Origin of the sequence: Serratia sp. MF1(2023) (assembly GCF_030954545.1) — a bacterium.
In the GTDB taxonomy this organism is placed as follows: Bacteria; Pseudomonadota; Gammaproteobacteria; order Enterobacterales; family Enterobacteriaceae; genus Serratia; species Serratia sarumanii.
In genome coordinates this window covers 14660-33592 of the sequence record NZ_JAVHUX010000006.1, presented here as the reverse complement: position 1 = coordinate 33592, position 18933 = coordinate 14660, and the positions used below count along the sequence as shown (strand labels likewise).

The window sequence follows — 18933 nt, the reverse complement described above, 5'->3', positions numbered from 1 at the left end:
TAATCATGACTGATTCAGTGTCCAACGATCGTAATCCCACCCCGGATGTGGCGGAAGACAACGCGTTCTTCCCATCACCTTACTCCCTCAGCCAGTACACCTCGTCCAAAACCGACTTCGCGGGCGCCAGCTACCCGAACGCCTATCGCGGCGGCAAATGGAAGGTGCTGATGATCGCCTCGCAGGAGCGCTACCTGCTGATGCAAAACGGCAAGTTCTTCTCCACCGGCAATCACCCGGTCGAAATGCTGTTGCCGATGCATCACCTGGATCTGGCCGGTTTCGAGATCGACATCGCTACGCCGTCCGGCGATCCGGTGAAGCTGGAGATGTGGGCGTTCCCGCAGGAAGACGACGCGGTCAAGGCCACCTACGAGAAGTACCGCAGCCAGCTCAAGCAGCCGAAAAAGCTGACGGAGGTGGTGAAGGATCTGGATGGCGGCAACTACCTCGGCGTTTTCATCCCCGGCGGCCACGGCGTGCTGAATGATATCCCGTTCAGCGAAGAGGTGAAAAAGACCCTGCACTGGGCGCACGACAACGATCGCTACGTGATTTCGCTGTGCCACGGGCCGGCCGGTTTGCTGGCGGCGGGCATCGACGAGAGCAAAGAGGATTTCCTCTATCGTGGCTATGAAATGTGCGTGTTCCCGGACTCGCTCGATACCGGCGCCAACATCGACATCGGCTACATCCCCGGCCCGATGCCCTGGCTGGTGGGCGAACGCCTGCGCGAGCGGGGCGTGAAGATCGTTAACGCCGACATCACCGGCAAGGTGCATAAAGATCGGCGCCTGCTGACCGGCGACAGCCCGCTGGCTTCCAACAACCTCGGCAAGCTGGCGGCGGAGACGCTGCTGGCCGACGTCGCCGTGCGATGAGCGACGAGATCGCGCAGCGCGCTTTCCAGACGGCGCTGGCGATGGACCACGAGCGAACCCTGTCCGCCATTCAGGGGCGGGTTCGTGCCTTTGCCGCGCCGTTCGGCTTCGATCGCTTTGTGCTGTTTTCCGCTTCCGCTGCGGCGGAGGCGGGGATCGAGCATATCTATTGGGTCGAGGGCGACTGGTTCGGCGACGGCGAGGCGGTCGATGCGTTGACCTACGTGCGGCACTGCCCGGTGACCCGGCATATGCTGCGGGTCAGCGAGCCGTTCTTCTGGACCAAGACCCGGGCGCAGCAGGGCGAGCGCTACCGGATTGTACGCACGCCGCGTGGCGCCGGCCTGCACGGCGTGCAGATCCCGGTGTTCGGCCCGGCCGGTTTGGAGGGCGCCGTCAGCCTGGGGGGCGAGCGCATCGACGCTTCGCCGCCGGCGCGGCTGGCGCTGTCGCTGGTGGGCACGGCGGCCTTTCAGGCGGCGCGGCGGCTGTTCGCACCGGCGGCCGGCGAGGGGGAGAGCAGGCTGTCGGCGCGTGAGCGCGAGGTGCTGAGCTGGACCGCCATCGGCCGGCGGCAGGCGGATATCGCCGCGATGCTCGGCCTGTCTGAGCGCACGGTGGAAAACCACCTGCGGCGCATTCGCCAACGCCTTGGTGCCGCCACTACCGCGCAGGCGATCGGCGTGGCGATCCGCCTGGGGGAAATCGCCCCCGAGCGCCGTTAGCCCACCGCCATTTGCCGCAGCAGCCACTCGCGCAGCGCAATGATATCGGGGCGCTGCGCGGTTTCTTCGGTGGCTACCAGGTAATAGTTGGCGCCGGGTAACGACATCTCGAACGGCGCGGCCAGCACGCCGCGCTGCAACAAATCGCGCGCCAGCAGCCGGCTGGCGATCACCACCCCCTGGCCCGCCACAGCCGCCTGCAGCGCGTGCGTCTCGTCGCTGAAGGTCAACCCGGCTTCCACGTTCAACCCTTCCGGCCCGTAGCGCCGCCGCCAGTTTTCCCAGGTCGGCGCGTCGGCGGGCACCTGCCGATGTTCCACGTGAAACAGCGTTACCCGCTGCAAATCCTCGCTGCGCTCCAGCGCCAGCGCCGGGCTGGCCACCACGATAAAGCGATCCTCATGCAGCAGGGTGCAGTGCAGATCGGTTTCCGGCGTTTCACGGTAGCGGATGGCGACGTCCACGGTGCGCTGGTTGAGATCGACGCGCTCGACGCTGGTGTGCAGGCGCAGATCGATGGCGGGAAACTCCGCCTTGAAATCCGCCAGGCGCGGCACCAGCCAGTGGGTGAGAAAATTGGAGGTGGTGGTGACGGTCAGCGCCGGCGGCTGTTGGGCGCGGGTGATTTGGGCGACGGACTGCTCCAGTGCGGCGAAGGCGCGCTGGGTGCCGGCATACAGGATCTCGCCGGTCTCGGTCAGGCTGACGCCCTGCGCGCTGCGCTCGCACACCCGGCATGCCAGCACCGACTCCAGCAGCTTGATCTGATGGCTGACCGCCGTCGCGCTGACGCCCAGCTCCTCGGCGGCCAGTTTGAAGCTGCGGCAGCCGGCCACGGCGTGGAAGGCGCGCAGCGCGCCCAGCGGCGGCAAACGGGTTTTTCTCATGGCTGAGTTATTCTCATCTAAGGCTGAAAACTATGAGTTTATCTGACCGATTATACAAGAGATAGGCTACTGACATGTGAACAGGGAAATGAATTTATTTCATCATTTCCACCATGTCGGGAGTTAACGATGAGCATATATGTCAACAACGGCGCCCTGGGCGCCATGGAACACACGGGAACGGCGGCGAGCGGTCTGGCGCTCAGCGTGCCGGTCGCGGCAGGCGCTTTGCTGCTGAAGACCGAAAGCCTGCTGGGCATCGGCGCAGCGCTGATGCTGCTAACGGCATTGGCGCTGGCGTTTCTAGGCGGCACCGCGCTGGCCCGCTGGCAGCCGCTGCGGAAGCGGCCTGCGCTGGCTATGCTCCGCTACGGTTTTTTGCTGGCGGCGGCGGGGTGGCTATTGACGCTGCTGATGCTGTTCGGCGGCCATGATTGGCCGGCCCTGCTGGCGGGCATCGCCCTCGGCGGCCTGGGGCAGGGCGTGGCTTACCGCACGGCGGTGGGGGAGAAAACGGCGTTCGCCGTGGCGTGCAGGCTGACGACGGTGGTGACCATCGTGGCCGTGGGGGTTGCCGCTTTGCTGGTTCAAACCTATGCCGCGCCGGGCGTGAGAGGAAGCTGTTTCGCGCTGGCGTTGCTGGTCGATCTGGCGTTGCTGGGGGCGTTGATGGCGCGGGTTGCGGAGCGGGATGGGGGCTGAGACATTGCGGAGGGACAAGGGCCTGCCTGGGGGCGGGGTGGGCTTTTTTGTTTTTGGGGGATTGTTGGAGCAGAGATTGCGATACCCAATTTATATCTTTAATGAATTCAGCATTTCTGTGCAATCATTCATTAGATTTTCCTTAATTGGGTAGTAGCCAAGCTCCGCTTCTCGCTCAGAACGGATGGCGTTAACATCATGTAAGTCGGATGAAAATGGGTACAGGTGACGACATTATTTGAACAACGCATTTAGTTCATTAGAAAAATCAATAAAGGTCGTACCCACCAGGAAGTTTCCTCTTTTTGCTCGATGTTCTTTAAATGAACTAACTGCCCGAAGTGAATACCGTTCAACGCCGCTGCTCATAACGATCTGAGCAATCACGCCTCCACTCATTCCAGCCAGCGATGGTGTAGCTGTTGTACAGCTGATCGGTTCAAAAGTGACATTTTTATTTTTCCCATCAGGGATAAAGTGAAAGAAGATATCCTCTGTTACCCGATCATAGTGAAAATTGTGAAAAGTTAGGGCGAAAGGCGTCAGCCCTCTCTCCGGCCGCAGTCTATGTAGTTTGTTGTGCTTTGCAGGGTAACCAATAATGACAAAAGAGGAGGTTTTAATCTCTCTGGTATTATCGATAGAAGTGAATAATCTGCTGTCAGGAATACCCATTGCAATCTTTTTCGGCAAAGGTATAACTGCATAATCTTGTTCATTATTAAAAAGTATTTCTAGATTTTCGAACAGGAATTTAACACCATCAATTGAGATAAAAGGTAAATCGCTTTTACGCATCTCGGTGATAACATGAGAAGCCGTCATAATGCATGGCACTTTACCATCAAGCAAGTAGAGAAAACCGCTGCCGACCAGTACAGCCTCCTGAGTGCTGAATTCTTTTTTGACGAAAAATGACACTAGTGCACTCCGCCAGTCCAAAATCAGGGTCGATGTTAAATTTTTTTCTATCCAGTTTGGAACAAAGACTCCAATAGGTAGATAGGGATAAATCATGGAGGCGTCAGTTAGCATGCTATTCCTTGCATATTGTCAGATGAAATACATCCCCTATCAAAACATCTATTGAAGGCGTGTTCAATTCAATGGGTAATAGCCATACGCCTTGTAGCAAGTTTTTAGGCAGTACTAACGTTCGCTCCTCTTGACTATTCTCCAGTCTGTCCGCTTCGCGCCAGAAGCGAACACTCCATACCCCAAGGCAGAGTTTGCCATACCAAATAAGCCTCAGTGCGACGAAACAAATACCGACGCAGGCTGCGCGGGCGGAATGGCGAAGTTACGCTGCATGCGTTTTATCTCCTCTGCCGGTGGCAGGCCAAACAGACGTTTGAATTCGCGATTAAATTGCGATGGGCTTTCATAGCCAACGGCGTAACTCGCGGCGGCGGCGGTGATTTGTTGGCGCACCATCAGCATCCGTGCCTGGTGCAGGCGTACCGATTTCACATACTGCATCGGCGGCATCTTCGTTATCGCTTTGAAATGGCTATGAAAGGTCGGCACGCTCATGCCGGCCTTCATCGCCAGCTGCGTCAGCGTTAGCGGCTCCGCGTAAGCGGCATGGATGTGCTGCAGCGCTTTACCGATTTTGCCAAACTGGCCCTGCAAGGCCAGCGCGGCACGCATGGCGTTGCCCTGTGCGCCTGTCAGCACGCGAAAATAAAGCTCACGCAGCCGCGTCGGGCCGAGGATCGCCGCCTCAAGCGGGTCAGCCAGGACTTCAAGTAAGCGAAGTACGGCCATTTTTACCCTGTCGTCCATGGGGCTCGACATCATGCTTTGCGGCGCGACGGGAGGGTGCGGGGCGCCATGCTGTTCAATCTGCAACATCAGTTCAGCGGCAAGCTGAAAATCCAGATGCATATAAATCGCCAGCAGCGGATGTGCTGCCGACGCATCGGTTTCCATCACAAACGGCACCGGCACCGAAACCGCCAGGTAGTGCTGCTCATCATATAAATAGGTCTGCTGGCCGAAATAGCCGCGTTTGCTGCCCTGACAGACAATCACGATCCCCGGATCGTAAAGCACCGGCGTTCTGGCAAGCGGGCGATCGGATCGCAAAATTCGCACATCAGGTAGGGCAGTGAGGTTGTATCCCTCTTGCACCGCAAGTCTATTCATCAGGGCAATCATGTCGGACATCCCACCACCTCATAAAATCAGGCAAGAAAAAGAGAAGATACGGCCTAAAAATGCGGCAGTACAGAGAATACCATGCAACCTTCATGGTTCATGGGAGTTCTTTGTATGGCATCTGCAAAAACGATTTTAATTACCGGAGTCAGCAGTGGCTTTGGCCAGGCGCTGGCGCGGGAAGCCCTCGCCGTAGGGCATCGGGTTGTAGGGACGGTGCGCAACAGCGAAGCACTGCAGGCATTCGGCGCGCTCGATACGCAGCGGGCTTTTGGCTATCTGCTTGATGTCACGGACGTTGAACGTATTGATGAGGTGGTTGGAGAGATAGAGTCCGCCGTCGGTCCGATAGATGTGCTGGTGAACAATGCCGGTTACGGCCATGAAGGCATACTGGAAGAATCCCCGCTTGCAGAGCTGCGCCGCCAGTTTGACGTCAATGTGTTTGGCGCGGTGGCGATGATCAAAGCCGTGCTGCCGGGCATGCGCCAGCGCCGTCGCGGCCACATTATTAATATCACCTCAATGGGCAGTTTCATTACCTTACCTGGTATCAGCTATTACTGCGGCAGCAAATTTGCACTGGAAGGGATATCAGAAACGTTAAGCAAAGAGCTTGTCCCGTTCAACATACACGTGACCGCAGTAGCGCCCGGCTCGTTTCGGACGGACTGGGCCGGGCGCTCAATGGTACGTAGCCCTCGCCGTCTCCCGGACTATGACGCGTTATTTGAACCTGTTCGTCAGGCGCGTCAGGAAAAAAGCGGCAAGCAACTCGGCGATCCCGTGAAGGCGGCTCACGCCATGCTGGCATTGATCGAGAGCCAGACCCCACCCACGCATCTGTTGTTAGGCAGTGACGCATTAAGTTTGGTGCGGCAAAAGCTCGAGGCGTTAGGTAAGGAAATTGAACAATGGGAGCAACTTACCCGTTCAACGGATGGCTGACCGGTTTCGGGTAGGGAGAGTGCAGGGGATCACCGATTATGACCGCCCAACAGCAAAAAGCCCGCTCGGGTTTCCCTGAGCGGGCTTCTCTAAATATGGCTCCTCTGACTGGACTCGAACCAGTGACATACGGATTAACAGTCCGCCGTTCTACCGACTGAACTACAGAGGAATCGTTGGAACGGGGCGAATAATAGCGAGGCGCCGTCGGCATGTCAAAGGCGGATTACACATTCTGTGACTGTTTGCTTACAGAATGCGCAACCCGTTGAGTTTTTTGGCAGATTTAGCCCTCAGGCCGCCCGCTGCAGGCGCAGCTGATAGCGGTAAACGCCGGCGGTGAGCAGGTAATCCCGGTGCACGCTCGGGCTCCAGGAATCGTCGCCGCCCACCCCCATATGGAAGCCGTCCAGATGCAGCCAGGTGCCGGCTTCCGGCTGCAGCAGATGCTGGTGGCTGCAGGCCATCAGCTGTTGCAGGCCGTAGCGGCTGAGCGAGAAGTGGAAGCGGCCGTCGATGCGCCAGCCGCCGTAGCGCAGGCTGCGGGTGTCGCAGCGCAGGCCGTTCTCGCCGGGGAAAATATACGGCGTGTGCAAATCTGCCAGCGGCAGGCGCCAACGCCCGTGCTGCGCGGCCAGGCGGCGATCCGGGTAGTTCTCGTGCGGGCCCAGGCCCAGCCATTCGGCCTGCGGCTGCACCGTCGCCAGTTGGCAGTGCAGGCCGATGCGCGCTGGCGGCGGCAGAGTATCGGCCACCTCGACCTCCACGCTCACGTTCACCGCGCCCAGCGCATCGAACAGCCACTGTTTGCGGCCGATCAGCAAAATTTGCCCGTCCACGCCGAACTGGTGTTCGCTCACCACCTGCACGCCGTTTTGCAGCGCATCGGCCTGCAGCCGCGTGCAGCGTTCCTCCAGCCGGTACAGGCCCGCCCGCTTCCAGCGTTCGATCCAGGCGTTGGGATCGATACGGTCCGCCTCGCTGACGCCGATGTCGTTATCGATCGGCGCGCGCGCAAAGCCGTCGCGCAGAGGCGTCAGCAGCTGCGGCTGCTCATTCTGCCACCACTGCGTCAGATGGCCGCTGCTGCGCTCGAAGCGCCAGCGCTGGTCGCCGTGGGTGAGGGTCAGCCCCTGATCGTCTTCAGTCAGCGTGGGCGGCACGCCCTGCGCCGGCGGCGGCGCGGGATGCAGCGCGCGCGGCACCCGCCATTGATCCCAGGCGCAGCGGTGATGCGCTTCGGACCAGTCGGTGGCCTGCGGCTGCACCACCTCCACGTTCAGCCACAGCTCGCCGGGCTGATGCAGCATCGGCAGGCGGTCGAGCAGGGTGAAGCTATGGCTGCCCTGCGGCGGCAGCGCCAGATCGAAGCTGCCGCTGGCGCGCTCCACGCCGTCCAGCTCCAGCCGCCAGTTGAGCTGCTCGTTGTCGGTCTGGCGGAACAGGTAATCGCTGGTGACGGTCAGCGTCAGCGAGGCGGCGTCGAAGGCGAAGCGGAACAGCTGCTGCGCCCGCTGCGCTTCGAACAGCGCCGGGTGCGGGGTGCGATCCGCGAACACCAGCCCGTTCAGGCAGAACTGGCGATCGTTGGGGGTATCGCCGAAGTCGCCGCCGTAGGCCCAGAACTCTTCGCCCTGTGCGTCGCGCTTGATCAGCGCCTGATCGACCCAGTCCCAGACAAAGCCGCCCTGCAGGCGCGGATGTTCGTGGAACGCGCGCCAGTAACGCTCAAAGCCGCCGAAGCTGTTGCCCATCGCATGGGCGTATTCGCACAGGATCAGCGGCCGCTGTTCCTCCGGCAGGCCGATCCACTTGCCGATCGCCCATTTGGGCACCGCCGGGAACGGCTGATCCTGATCCACCCGCGCATACATCGGGCAGATGATATCGGTAGCGGCGGTGTCGGCGCCGCCGCCTTCATATTGCACCGGGCGGGTCGGATCCTGGCTTTTCACCCAGCGGTACAGCGCGTCGTGGTTCACGCCGTGGCCGGACTCGTTGCCCAGCGACCAGATAATGATGCAGGGGTGGTTGCGATCGCGCTGCACCATGCGGGTAACGCGCTCGCTCATCGCCGGCAGCCACAGCGGATCGTCAGCCAGGCGGTTCATCGGCTGCATGCCGTGGGTCTCGATATTGGCTTCGTCCACCACGTACAGCCCATAGCGGTCGCACAGCCGATACCACAGCGGGTGGTTGGGATAGTGCGAGCAGCGCACCGCGTTGAAGTTGTGCTGCTTCATCAGCAGGATGTCGTGGCGCATCGTCGCCTCGTCCATCACCTGGCCGTAGCGCGGATGATGCTCGTGGCGGTTAACGCCGCGGAACAGCAGCGGCTGCCCGTTGAGCTTCAGCAACCCGCCGCTGATTTCTACCTGGCGGAAGCCGACGTCATAGGCCTCCACCTCGATAATCTCCCCCTCGGGTGAGAGCAGGGTGACGGTGGCGCGATACAGCGCGGGCGTTTCGGCGCTCCACAGCGCCGGGCGTTCCACCGGCAGGCGCAGCGTGACGCGATCGTCATAGGCGCCGCGCTCGTCCACGATCTCGCTGCCGAGCGGCTGGGTGCGTTCGGCCACCCGCGCGCCATCGCGCCACAGCTGAACCTGCACCTGCAGCGGGCCGGGCCGGTTGGCGCGCGCCGTCACCACCAGTTCGCCGCGGGTAAAGCTGTCATGCAGCGGCGTGGTGATGCGCACATCGCTCAGGTGCGCGGCGGGTTTGTGCAGCAGGCTGACGTCGCGGAAGATGCCGCTCATGCGCCACATGTCCTGATCTTCGAGATAGCTGCCGTCGCACCAGCGCAGCACCATCACCGCCAGCCGGTTTTCTCCCGGCTGCAGCCACGGGCTGAGATCGAACTCCGCCGGCAGGCGGCTGTCCTGCGAATAGCCGACCCAGTGGCCGTTGCACCACAAATAGAACGCCGAGTTGACGCCGTCGAAGATGATGCGCGTCTGGCCGGCGGCCAGCCAGGCCGGATCGACGCTGAAGGTGCGCGAGTAGCAGCCGGTCGGGTTGTCTTCCGGCACGCGAGGCGGATCGACCGGGAACGGGTAGCGCACGTTGGTGTAAATCGGCGCGTCGTAGCCGGCGAGCTGCCAGTTGCTCGGCACCGCCAGCGGGGCGGCATCCGGCAGATCCTGCTGCAGCCAGCCTTCCGGCGCCGCCTCTGGGCGCGGGAAATAGCTGAAGCGCCACTCGCCGTTCAGCGAGCGGCGGCTGGCGCTGGGGGCATCGTTGCGCGCGTCTTCCACCGTGCGCCAGCTGGCGAACGGCGGGTGGGCGTCCAGCCGGCGGTAGTGGGTGCAGGCCGGGTTTTGCCAGTCACGGCGGGCGAGGATCTCGGTCAGGGAAGCAAGGGGCGCAGCGGGCATCGGCGATCGTCCAGTCGGCTAGGTGATGCTCACCAAGATGCTGACCGGCGCATAAAAAGTAAAGCGGTTACACGCAACCTTGCAAGGGCGATCAAATAACCGCTAATGCGGTTCGCCGGCGCGGTAGATCCGCTGCGGGCGGCCGACCTTGCCGTAAATGATCTCGGCGCGCAGCTGCTGCGCGGCGGTGCAAAACTCCAGATAACGGCGCGCGGTGGTGCGGCTGAGCCCCATTTTTTGCGCAACGCTTTCAGCGGTGTGGCGCGCGGCGGGTTCGGCAAATAGCGCGCGGACCTTGCCCAGCGTCAGCTCGTCGATGCCGGCGGGCAGCGCTGCCTGCTGTTCGCCGCGGGCGTAGGTGTTGAACATCTCGTCGATGCGGCGCTGGTTGAGGCGCGCTTTGTCTTTCAGCGCTTCGCGGCGCTGGCTGAAGCGCTGCAGGGTCTGGCTCAGCCGGTCATAGGCCAGCGGTTTGATCAGGTAGTCGAATACGCCGTAACGCAACGCCTCGGCCACGGTGGCCATGTCGCTGGCGGCGGTGATGAACACGATGCCGCCGCGATACCCGCTCAGCGTCAGTTCGCGCAGCAGGGTGATGCCCTGGCCGTCGGGCAGAAAGTTGTCCAGCAGGATCAGGTCCGGCTTGAAGCGCTCGGTCATGGCGCGCGCCTGCGCCAGCGTGCTGGCCAGCCAAATCTGGCGGCAGCCGCCGTTCTGGCGGATAAACTCCGCGTGCATCTCCGCCAGCGGCGTTTCGTCTTCAACGATCAGGATGTTCAGCCATTCCATAATGAAACCTACTATTGCAATCAAGATGCTAAATGAATGTAAGTAAATTGCGGCGCCAAATAAAGATTATCTCAATAATAAACACCATAAGATTAATTAAGCAAATAAAGAACATTAAATAACTTATTAACCGGAATCGGTTTGTGAAATAGGTCAATAATCGGCGTTTTTTTTCTGTTTACCATTAATTTATCGAACGCAAAGTTGCGTTTATCTGCATGGTTTTTAAGGTTTTAATTACCCTTGCTGATGTTAATTAAAATGCCTTTTTGTATTTAATTTGTTGTTTGCCAGTTAACCCAGAGAGCGTGTTATGTTAGGCGATGCCGTATTTAATCGGGTAAAGCGATCGGATCATAAAGCGATTTCGGAAATAAGCGCCTTCTTGCGCAGTAACGATCTGAATATCGACACCACGGTTGAAATATTTATTACCGTTACCCAGCACGACAAATTGGTCGCCTGCGGCGGCATCGCCGACAATATTATCAAATGCGTCGCCATCAGCCCGCTGATGCGCGGCGAAGGGTTGGCGCTGGCGCTGGCGACCGAGCTGGTGAACCTGGCCTACGAGCGCCACCACACTCAGCTGTTTATCTACACCAAGGTGCAGAACGAGCCGCTGTTCCGCCAGTGCGGTTTCTACCCGATCGCCACCGTGCCGGGCATCGTGGTGCTGATGGAAAACAGCCCGTGCCGCCTGAAGCGCTACGCCGCCCAGCTGGCGAGCCAGCGCCGGCCGGGCGACACCATCGGCAGCATCGTGATGAACGCCAACCCCTTCACCCGCGGGCATCAGTATCTGGTGCGTCAGGCGGCCAAACGCTGCGACTGGCTGCACCTGTTTCTGGTGAAGGAAAACACCTCGCGCTTCAGCTATGAAGACCGCCGCCGGCTGGTGCTGGCCGGCACCGCCGATATTCCCAACCTCACGGTACACGAAGGCTCGCAGTACGTGATCTCGCGCGCCACCTTCCCCTGTTACTTCATCAAGGATCAGGGCGTGGCCGATGACTGTTACACCGAAATCGATCTGAAGATCTTCCGCCAGTATCTGGCGCCCGCGCTGGGCATTACCCACCGCTTCGTCGGCAACGAGCCATTCTGCGCGGTGACCGCGAAATATAACCGCGACATGCGCTACTGGCTGGAAACGCCGGCGCTGCCCAGCCCGCCGATCGCGCTGGTGGAAATCGAGCGTTTGCAATATCAGGGCACGGCGATCTCCGCCTCCTGGGTGCGCAAGCTGCTGGCGGCGGGGGACTTCCACGCCGCCGCGCCGCTGGTGCCGCCGGACACCCTGTACTACCTGCAGGATCTGCAAACGCAGCGCCGGGCCAAGGCGGCCCCGCATCCTTTTGAGTCCGCACAATCAGGTGAATGATGAAAATTATCCGAGAAGCAATGGCCGGCACGCTGGAATCCAGCGATGTCATGGTGCGCATCGCGCCCGCCGAGGGGCCGCAGCACGATCTGTTGATCGCCAGCAGCGTGGAAAAACAGTTCGGCGCGGCGATCCGCCACACCCTGCTGGAGGTGCTGCAGCGCTATGAGGTGGAGCCGGTGCAGGTGATCGTCGACGACAAGGGCGCGCTGGACTGCGTGCTGCGCGCCCGGCTGGAAACCGCGCTGATGCGCGCCTGCGAGGGCGGCCAACTGCCGTGGGAGGCGAAAGATGAAAACGCTGAATAAAACCCGGCTGCGCCGCAGCATGTTGTTCGTCCCCGGCGCCAACGCGGCGATGGTCAGCAACGCCTTTATCTACCAGGCCGATGCGCTGATGTTCGATCTGGAAGACTCGGTGATTCTGCGTGAAAAAGACGCGGCGCGCCGGCTGGTGTACCACGCGCTGCAGCACCCGCTGTACCAGGAGGTGGAAACCATCGTGCGCGTCAATGCGCTCGACTCCGCCTACGGCCTGGCGGACTTGCAGGCGGTGGTGCGCGGCGGCGCGGACATTGTGCGCCTGCCGAAGACCGACAGCGCGCAGGATGTTGTCGACATGGAGCGCGAGATTGCCGCCATCGAAGCGGCCTGCGGGCGGCCGGTCGGCAGCACCGGGCTGCTGGCGGCGATCGAATCGGCGCAGGGCATCACCAACGCGGTGGCGATCGCGCACGCTTCGCCGCGGCTTATCGGCATCGCGCTGGGGGCGGAAGACTATGTGCGCAACCTGCGCACCGAACGCTCGCCGGAGGGCATTGAGCTGCTGTTCGCCCGCTGCTCGCTGCTGCAGGCGGCGCGCGCCGCCGGCATTCAGGCGTTCGACACCGTCTATTCCGACGCCAATAACGAGGCCGGCTTCGTGCAGGAAGCGGCGCTGATCAAACAGCTCGGCTTTGACGGCAAATCGCTGATTAACCCGCGCCAGATTGAGCTGTTGCACAACCTGTACGCGCCGACCGCCAAAGAGGTGGCGCACGCGCAGCGGGTGGTGGACGCCGCCGAAGCGGCGGAGCGGGAAGGGCGCGGCGTGGTGTCGCTCAACGGAAAAATGGTCGACAGCCCGGTGATTGAGCGCGCCCGGCTGGTGCTGGAGCGCGCCGCGCTGTCCGGCTTACGGGAAGAACCGGCGCAGCACGGGGAGGAAGCATGATGAACCGCCAACAACGATTGATGACCTTCGCCAACCCGGCGGATCTGCCGGGCTATCAGGACGTCTCCAAAGCCAATCTGCAGGCGCGCAAACCGCGCGATCTCAAGCTGTGCGACTCCTTGCAGGAAGCGGTGCGCCGCAGCGGACTGCAGGACGGCATGACCATTTCCTTCCACCATGCGTTTCGCGGCGGTGATTTGACGCTCAACCAGGTGATGGAGACGCTGGCGGCGATGGGGTTCCGCAACCTGACGCTGGCGTCCAGCTCGCTGACCGACTGCCATGCGCCGCTGGTTGAGCATATCCGCCACGGCGTGGTGAGCCGCATTTACACCTCCGGGCTGCGCGGCCCGCTGGCGGACGCGGTTTCGCGCGGCCTGCTGGCGGAGCCGGTGCAAATTCACTCGCACGGCGGCCGGGTCAACCTGATCGAATCCGGCGAGCTGAAGATAGACGTGGCCTTCCTCGGCGTGCCGGCCTGCGATGAGTTCGGCAACGCCAACGGTTACAGCGGTGAAGCCTGCTGCGGCTCGCTCGGCTATGCGCGGGTGGACGCCGAGGCGGCGGGCACCGTGGTGCTGTTGACCGAGCAACTGGTGCCGTATCCGCATCATCCCGCCAGCCTGGCGCAGGATCGGGTGGATCTGATCGTGCAGCTGGAGCGGGTGGGCGACGCCGACAAGATCGGCGCCGACGCCACGCGCATGACCTCGAACCCGCGCGAGCTGCTGATCGCCCGCCGCGCCGCCGAGGTGATCGCCGGTTCCGGCTACTTCACCGAAGGCTTCTCGCTGCAAACCGGCACCGGCGGCGCCTCGCTGGCGGTGACCCGGTTCCTGGAGGACAAGATGCGCGCCCGCGGCATTCGCGCCGCGTTCGCCCTCGGCGGCATCACTTCGACCATGGTGGATCTGCACGAGAAAGGGCTGATCGGCAAGCTGCTGGACGTGCAGAGCTTCGATCGGGCGGCGGCGACCTCGCTGGCGCGCAACCCGCGCCATATCGAAATCAGCGCCAACCAATATGCCAACTTCAGCTCCAAGGGCGCGTCGGTCGATCGGCTCGACGTGGTGGTGCTGAGCGCGCTGGAAATCGACACCGGCTTCAACGTTAACGTGCTGACCGGCTCCGACGGCGTGCTGCGCGGCGCGTCCGGCGGCCACTGCGACACCGCCGCCGCCGCGCGGCTGGCGATCATCGTTGCGCCGTTGGTGCGCGGGCGCATCCCGACGCTGGTGGAGCAGGTGACTACCTGCGTCACGCCGGGCTCCAGCATCGACATTCTGGTGACCGACCACGGCATCGCCGTCAACCCGGCGCGGCCGGAGCTGGCGCAGCGCCTGCGGGAGGCCGGCCTTGAGGTGGTGAGCATCGACTGGCTGCGCGCCCGCGCGCTGCAGCTGACCGGCGAACCGCAGCCGATCGCCTTTACCGACAAGGTGGTGGCGGTGGTGCGCTACCGCGACGGCTCGGTGATCGACGTGGTGCATCAGGTGGCGGAGTAGCCGATGGCCGCCGTCGATCCCCAACTGGCCGCCGAACGCGCGGTCAGCCTGCCGGAGTTGCTCACCAGCCGCGAATGCCGCCAGGCGCGCCAGCAGGCATGGCTGGCGCAGCACCAGTGCACGCTGCTGGTGCTGACGCTGGTGGTGCCCGGCCCGGTGAAGGACAGCGCGCTGACGCGCGGCATCTTCAACCTGGGGTGGGCGGCGTTGCTGCGGCTGTGCGCCGAACAGGGCTGGCCCAGCCCGCAGGCCGAGGCGCTGGCGCTCGCCACCGGCTGCGAAGGCTTTGTCGCGCTGCGCGCCGATGCCCAGCGGGTGAAGGACTGCGCCATGCAGCTGGAGGTGAGCCGCCCGATCGGCCGGCTGTGGGATATCGACGTGCTGGATACGCAGGGGCGCATTTTGTCGCGCCGCGACATCGGCCTGCCGGAACGGCGCTGCCTGCTGTGCGGCCAACCGGCCAAGATCTGCGCCCGCCAGCGGCGGCATAGCAGCGAGCAGCTGCTGCATGAAATGGAAAGGATGTTCAACGATGCGATCTCTGCCGATTAACCTGCCCGCCCACCGTGCCGAACCGGCCTGCGACTTCGCCCGCGCCGCTTTCCGCGCGCTGCTGGTGGAGGTCAATCTTACGCCCAAACCGGGGCTGGTGGATCGCCATAACACCGGCGCCCACTGCGATATGGATCTCGGGCACTTCTACCGCAGCGCCCGCGCCATCGGCGTGTGGCTGCCGCGCTTTATCCAACGCGGGCGCGAAGACGCCACTTTGCCGGCAGAGCAGCAGCTGGCGCGGCTGCGGCCGCTCGGCCTGGCCTGCGAAAACCAGATGTTTCGCGCCACCGGCGGCATTAACACCCACAAGGGCAGCGTGTTCTCGCTCGGGTTGCTGTGCACCGCCTTCGGCCGCCTGCAGCAGCAGGGCCGCGCCATCGTCGCCGAAGCGCTGTGCGCCGAGGTGGCGGCGATGTGCCGGGGGCTGGTGGATCGCGAGCTGCGGCGCAACAACGCCGGGCAGACCGCCGGCCAGCGGCTGTTCGCCGCGTACGGGCTGAGCGGCGCGCGCGGCGAGGCGGAGGCCGGTTTCCGGCTGGTGCTTGACGGCGCGCTGCCGCTGTATCGGCAACGGCTGGCCGCCGGCGGCGACGAACAGCGGGCGCTGCTGGACAGCCTGCTGTGGCTGATGGCCCACAACGACGACACCAACGTCGCCTCGCGCGGCGGCCTGCACGGGCTGCGCTGGCTGCGGCGCCGGGCGGCATTGCTGCTGGCGCAGGGCGGCTCGGCGGGGGAAGCGGGCCTGGCGCGCCTGCGGCGCTTCGATGCCGACTGCATCGCTCGCAACCTCAGCCCCGGCGGCAGCGCCGACCTGTTGATAGTGACCTGGCTGCTGGCGCAGCTGGGTGCCCAAGAATAATAACCAAGCCTTCAGGAGAGTCCCTATGTCCCAAACCCAGGAAAAGATCTGGAAAGCGATAGCGCCGCTGGCGGTGCTCGCGATCCTGTTATTGATACCGGTGCCCGACGGCATGCCGCCGCAGGCCTGGCACTACTTCGCCATCTTTGTGGCGATGATCGTCGGCATGATTCTGGAGCCGATACCGGCCACCGCCATCAGCTTTATCGCGGTGACCGTCAGCGTGCTCAGCGCCAACTGGGTGCTGTTCGGCGCGCAGGAGCTGGCGGAGCCGGGCTTCAAGGCCGGTAAAGAGGCGCTGAAATGGGGGCTGGCGGGTTTCTCCAGCACCACCGTCTGGCTGGTGTTCGGCGCTTTTATCTTCGCACTGGGCTACGAGGCCACCGGGCTGGGGCGGCGCATCGCGCTGTTCCTGGTGAAGTTCATGGGCAAGCGCACGCTGACGTTGGGCTATGCGGTGGTGATCATCGATATCCTGCTGGCGCCGTTCACGCCGTCCAACACCGCGCGCACCGGCGGCACGGTATTCCCGGTGGTGAAAAACCTGCCGCCGCTGTTCGATTCTTTCCCCAACGATCCCTCTTCACGCCGCATCGGCGGTTACCTGATGTGGATGATGGTGGTCGGCACCAGCATCAGTTCCTCGATGTTCGTCACCGGCGCCGCGCCGAACGTGCTGGGCATCGAGTTCGTCGGCAAGATCGCCGGGGTGCACATCAGCTGGATGCAGTGGTTCCTGGCGTTCCTGCCGGTCGGCCTGCTGCTGTTGATCGTTGCGCCGCTGATCTCCTACTACCTGTACAAACCGGGCGTGACCCACAGCAGCGAAGTGGCCGCCTGGGCGGATACCGCGCTGGGGGAAATGGGCAAGCTGACGCGCAAGGAATACACCCTGATCGGCCTGGTGCTGCTCAGCCTGTGCCTGTGGGTGTTCGGCGGCAAAGTGCTGGACGCCACCGCGGTGTGCCTGCTGGCGGTGTCGCTGATGCTGGCGCTGCACGTGGTGTCGTGGAAAGAGATCACCAAATACTCCAGCGCCTGGAACACGCTGGTTAACCTGGCGACGCTGGTGGTGATGGCCAACGGCCTGACGCGCTCCGGCTTTATCGACTGGTTCGCCCAGACCATGAGCACCCACCTGGACGGCTTCTCGCCGAACATGACGGTGGTGGCGCTGGTGCTGGTGTTCTACTTCGCCCACTACCTGTTCGCCAGCCTGTCGGCGCACACCGCCACCATGCTGCCAGTGATCCTGGCGGTCGGTAAAGGGCTGCCGGGCGTGCCGATGGAGCAGCTGTCGATGCTGCTGGTGCTGTCGATCGGCATCATGGGCGTGCTGACGCCGTACGCCACCGGGCCGGGGGTGATCATCTACGGCTGCGGCTACGTGAAGTCGAAAGACTACTGGCGCCTGGGCGGCATTCTCGGCGTAGTGTACATTGCCGCGCTGCTGCTGATCGGCTGGCCGATAATGAGCCTGTGGTACTGAGTTGAAGCCACGCGGCCACCGCCCGGTGGCCGCGGTTACGATCCTTTCCCGTGAACCCTGTCACACTAACCCCGCCATCATACTCGGGCAAACGCTAACACCTTAAAAATAATCATTTTCCGGGAGCCTCTGCGGATGAGAAAAAAAACGTTATTGCTGTGCCTGCCTTTGCTATTCACCGGGAACGCGCTGGCGGAAGCCGGCGGTTATCAGCTGGAACAGGTGCTGGTGATGAGCCGCCATAACCTGCGCGCGCCGCTGGCCAACAACGGCAGCGTGCTGGCGCAGTCCACGCCGAAGGCCTGGCCGGCCTGGGAAACGCCGGGCGGCCAACTGACCACCAAGGGCGGGGTGCTGGAAGTGTATATGGGGCACTATTTCAACGCCTGGCTGAAGCAGACCGGCCTGTTGCCGCAAGAAGGCTGCCCGACCGACGGCAGCGTGTACGTCTACGCCAACAGCCTGCAGCGCACGGTCGCCACCGCGCAGTTCTTCAGCAACGGCGCGTTCCCCGGCTGCGACGTCGGCGTGCATCATCAGGACAAAATGGGCGAGATGGATCCGACCTTCAACCCGATCATCACCGACACCAGCGAAGCCTTCAACCAGCAGGCGCTGGCGGCGATGAACGCCGCGCTGGGATCGCTGAAGCTGGACGCCTCTTACCAACAGCTGGCGAAGATCATCGACTACAAGGATTCCGCCGCCTGCAAGACCGACAAACACTGTGACCTGAGCAAAGAAGCCAGCGTGATGAGCGCGGTGCCGGGCAAAGAGCCGGGCGTCTCCGGCCCGCTGCGGGTGGGCAACTCGCTGGTGGACGCCTTTATGCTGCAGTATTACGAAGGTTTTCCGATGAAAGAGGTGGCCTGGGGCAAAATCGCCACCCCGCATCAGTGGCAGCAGCTGGCGCAGCTGAAAGACGGCTATCAGGATTCGCTGTTCACCTCGCCGGTGGTGGCGCAGAACGTCGCCAAGCCGCTGCTGACCTACATCAACAATGCGCTGCTCGGCGAGCGCAAACCGGACGCGCCGAAGTTGACGGTGCTGGTCGGCCACGATTCCAATATTGCCTCGTTGCTGTCGGCCATGCAGTTCCAGCCGTATCAGCTGCCGCAGCAGTACGAGAAAACGCCGATCGGCGGCAAACTGGTGTTCCAGCGCTGGCGCGACGCGCAGAACGACCGTGAATTGCTGAAGATCGAGTACGTCTATCAGTCCACTGAGCAACTGCGCAAGGCGACGCCGCTGACGCTGCAAACCCCGCCGCAGCGCGTGACGCTGGCGCTGAAAGGCTGCCCGATCGACAAGGACGGTTTCTGCGCCTGGAGCGATTTCGAAAAGACCATGAAAGGCATCTTGTAATGCCCAGCCTCTCTCCCGAGCGCGGGGGAGAGGCCTCTCCCCACCCCGGCTAATGCGCCGCCGTGCAGGCGTTAACGCCATTTATTTTGCCC

The 18933-nt window shown here is 62.7% G+C and carries 17 protein-coding genes and 1 tRNA gene; 12 read left to right on the top strand and 6 right to left on the bottom strand.

Annotated elements, in window-relative coordinates; genetic code table 11:
- The first annotated feature begins 5 nt into the window (after positions 1 to 5).
- Positions 6 to 881 carry a glyoxalase III HchA gene (hchA, locus tag REA38_RS02180; RefSeq protein WP_049211345.1) on the top strand — a complete coding sequence of 292 codons (876 nt, stop codon included), beginning with the start codon at positions 6 to 8 and terminating at the stop codon, positions 879 to 881.
- On the top strand, positions 878 to 1606 hold the full coding sequence (locus REA38_RS02175) for a PA1136 family autoinducer-binding transcriptional regulator (RefSeq protein WP_308884799.1): 729 nt from the start codon (positions 878 to 880) through the stop codon (positions 1604 to 1606). The genes hchA and REA38_RS02175 overlap by 4 nt, the downstream gene beginning before the upstream one ends.
- On the opposite strand, the gene REA38_RS02170 is transcribed toward REA38_RS02175, so the two are convergent.
- Complete coding sequence (locus tag REA38_RS02170) at positions 1603 to 2493, bottom strand: LysR substrate-binding domain-containing protein (protein WP_308884797.1); 891 nt, start codon at positions 2491 to 2493, stop codon at positions 1603 to 1605. The genes REA38_RS02175 and REA38_RS02170 overlap by 4 nt on opposite strands.
- A gap of 129 nt (positions 2494 to 2622) precedes the next feature.
- Between REA38_RS02170 and REA38_RS02165 the strand changes: the two genes are divergently transcribed.
- Positions 2623 to 3195 (top strand): hypothetical protein, encoded by a 573-nt coding sequence (locus tag REA38_RS02165; protein ID WP_308884795.1) that lies wholly within the window; start codon positions 2623 to 2625, stop codon positions 3193 to 3195.
- Between the two features lie 234 nt (positions 3196 to 3429).
- Here REA38_RS02165 and REA38_RS02160 read toward each other — a convergent pair whose 3' ends face one another.
- Together REA38_RS02160 and REA38_RS02155 are read right to left on the bottom strand one after the other, a co-directional pair.
- A complete protein-coding gene (locus REA38_RS02160; protein ID WP_308884793.1) occupies positions 3430 to 4230 on the bottom strand; it encodes a serine protease in 801 nt (266 codons plus the stop codon).
- Between the two features lie 213 nt (positions 4231 to 4443).
- The gene (locus REA38_RS02155) at positions 4444 to 5364 is read right to left on the bottom strand and encodes an AraC family transcriptional regulator (protein ID WP_039565226.1); all 921 of its coding nucleotides are present in this window, start codon (positions 5362 to 5364) and stop codon (positions 4444 to 4446) included.
- A gap of 105 nt (positions 5365 to 5469) precedes the next feature.
- Here REA38_RS02155 and REA38_RS02150 point away from each other — a divergent pair, with 105 nt between their 5' ends.
- Entirely contained in the window at positions 5470 to 6303 is an 834-nt protein-coding gene (locus REA38_RS02150) for an oxidoreductase (RefSeq protein WP_033635190.1), read from the top strand.
- A gap of 96 nt (positions 6304 to 6399) precedes the next feature.
- Here the strand turns inward: REA38_RS02150 and REA38_RS02145 are convergent.
- The 3 genes from REA38_RS02145 to dpiA form a co-directional block, all read right to left on the bottom strand.
- Positions 6400 to 6475 (bottom strand) — tRNA-Asn (locus REA38_RS02145).
- Positions 6476 to 6596: 121 nt separating this feature from the next.
- Positions 6597 to 9680 carry a beta-galactosidase gene (locus REA38_RS02140; RefSeq protein ID WP_308884790.1) on the bottom strand — a complete coding sequence of 1028 codons (3084 nt, stop codon included), beginning with the start codon at positions 9678 to 9680 and terminating at the stop codon, positions 6597 to 6599.
- 102 nt (positions 9681 to 9782) lie between these two features.
- Positions 9783 to 10469, bottom strand: coding sequence for a two-component response regulator DpiA (dpiA, locus tag REA38_RS02135; protein ID WP_308884788.1), 687 nt, complete (start codon positions 10467 to 10469; stop codon positions 9783 to 9785).
- A 313-nt stretch (positions 10470 to 10782) separates the two neighbouring features.
- On the opposite strand from dpiA, the gene citC reads away from it, so the two are divergent.
- The 8 genes from citC to agp all read left to right on the top strand — a co-directional run bounded on the left by citC (position 10783) and on the right by agp (position 18841).
- Positions 10783 to 11853 (top strand): [citrate (pro-3S)-lyase] ligase, encoded by a 1071-nt coding sequence (gene citC / locus REA38_RS02130; protein WP_004940809.1) that lies wholly within the window; start codon positions 10783 to 10785, stop codon positions 11851 to 11853.
- Positions 11853 to 12161, top strand: coding sequence for a citrate lyase acyl carrier protein (citD, locus tag REA38_RS02125; RefSeq protein ID WP_019452464.1), 309 nt, complete (start codon positions 11853 to 11855; stop codon positions 12159 to 12161). Before citC ends, citD begins: the two co-directional genes overlap by 1 nt.
- On the top strand, positions 12145 to 13065 hold the full coding sequence (gene citE / locus REA38_RS02120) for a citrate (pro-3S)-lyase subunit beta (protein ID WP_047571400.1): 921 nt from the start codon (positions 12145 to 12147) through the stop codon (positions 13063 to 13065). The genes citD and citE overlap by 17 nt, the downstream gene beginning before the upstream one ends.
- Positions 13065 to 14570, top strand: coding sequence for a citrate lyase subunit alpha (gene citF, locus REA38_RS02115; protein ID WP_004940815.1), 1506 nt, complete (start codon positions 13065 to 13067; stop codon positions 14568 to 14570). The genes citE and citF overlap by 1 nt, the downstream gene beginning before the upstream one ends.
- 3 nt (positions 14571 to 14573) lie before the next feature.
- Positions 14574 to 15122 (top strand): citrate lyase holo-[acyl-carrier protein] synthase, encoded by a 549-nt coding sequence (gene citX, locus REA38_RS02110; protein ID WP_060436473.1) that lies wholly within the window; start codon positions 14574 to 14576, stop codon positions 15120 to 15122.
- Positions 15103 to 15987, top strand: a complete 885-nt coding sequence (gene citG, locus REA38_RS02105) for a triphosphoribosyl-dephospho-CoA synthase CitG (protein WP_308884784.1) — start codon at positions 15103 to 15105, stop codon at positions 15985 to 15987. Before citX ends, citG begins: the two co-directional genes overlap by 20 nt.
- 25 nt (positions 15988 to 16012) lie before the next feature.
- Positions 16013 to 17476 (top strand): anion permease, encoded by a 1464-nt coding sequence (locus tag REA38_RS02100; RefSeq protein ID WP_033635183.1) that lies wholly within the window; start codon positions 16013 to 16015, stop codon positions 17474 to 17476.
- A 135-nt stretch (positions 17477 to 17611) separates the two neighbouring features.
- Positions 17612 to 18841 (top strand): bifunctional glucose-1-phosphatase/inositol phosphatase, encoded by a 1230-nt coding sequence (gene agp / locus REA38_RS02095; RefSeq protein ID WP_308884782.1) that lies wholly within the window; start codon positions 17612 to 17614, stop codon positions 18839 to 18841.
- Positions 18842 to 18933 lie beyond the last annotated feature (92 nt).

Bases quoted from the DNA above. Each gene is read 5' to 3' on its own strand.
- REA38_RS02165 (WP_308884795.1), top strand. From the start codon at position 2,623: ATGAGCATATATGTCAACAACGGCGCCCTGGGCGCCATGGAACACACG.
- citF (WP_004940815.1), top strand. From the start codon at position 13,065: ATGAACCGCCAACAACGATTGATGACCTTCGCCAACCCGGCGGATCTG.
- REA38_RS02155 (WP_039565226.1), bottom strand. From the start codon at position 5,364: ATGTCCGACATGATTGCCCTGATGAATAGACTTGCGGTGCAAGAGGGA.
- citX (WP_060436473.1), top strand. From the start codon at position 14,574: ATGGCCGCCGTCGATCCCCAACTGGCCGCCGAACGCGCGGTCAGCCTG.
- dpiA (WP_308884788.1), bottom strand. From the start codon at position 10,469: ATGGAATGGCTGAACATCCTGATCGTTGAAGACGAAACGCCGCTGGCG.
- citE (WP_047571400.1), top strand. From the start codon at position 12,145: ATGAAAACGCTGAATAAAACCCGGCTGCGCCGCAGCATGTTGTTCGTC.
- REA38_RS02140 (WP_308884790.1), bottom strand. From the start codon at position 9,680: ATGCCCGCTGCGCCCCTTGCTTCCCTGACCGAGATCCTCGCCCGCCGT.
- REA38_RS02170 (WP_308884797.1), bottom strand. From the start codon at position 2,493: ATGAGAAAAACCCGTTTGCCGCCGCTGGGCGCGCTGCGCGCCTTCCAC.
- agp (WP_308884782.1), top strand. From the start codon at position 17,612: ATGAGAAAAAAAACGTTATTGCTGTGCCTGCCTTTGCTATTCACCGGG.
- REA38_RS02150 (WP_033635190.1), top strand. From the start codon at position 5,470: ATGGCATCTGCAAAAACGATTTTAATTACCGGAGTCAGCAGTGGCTTT.
- hchA (WP_049211345.1), top strand. From the start codon at position 6: ATGACTGATTCAGTGTCCAACGATCGTAATCCCACCCCGGATGTGGCG.
- REA38_RS02100 (WP_033635183.1), top strand. From the start codon at position 16,013: ATGTCCCAAACCCAGGAAAAGATCTGGAAAGCGATAGCGCCGCTGGCG.
- citG (WP_308884784.1), top strand. From the start codon at position 15,103: ATGCGATCTCTGCCGATTAACCTGCCCGCCCACCGTGCCGAACCGGCC.
- citC (WP_004940809.1), top strand. From the start codon at position 10,783: ATGTTAGGCGATGCCGTATTTAATCGGGTAAAGCGATCGGATCATAAA.
- REA38_RS02160 (WP_308884793.1), bottom strand. From the start codon at position 4,230: ATGCTAACTGACGCCTCCATGATTTATCCCTATCTACCTATTGGAGTC.
- REA38_RS02175 (WP_308884799.1), top strand. From the start codon at position 878: ATGAGCGACGAGATCGCGCAGCGCGCTTTCCAGACGGCGCTGGCGATG.
- citD (WP_019452464.1), top strand. From the start codon at position 11,853: ATGAAAATTATCCGAGAAGCAATGGCCGGCACGCTGGAATCCAGCGAT.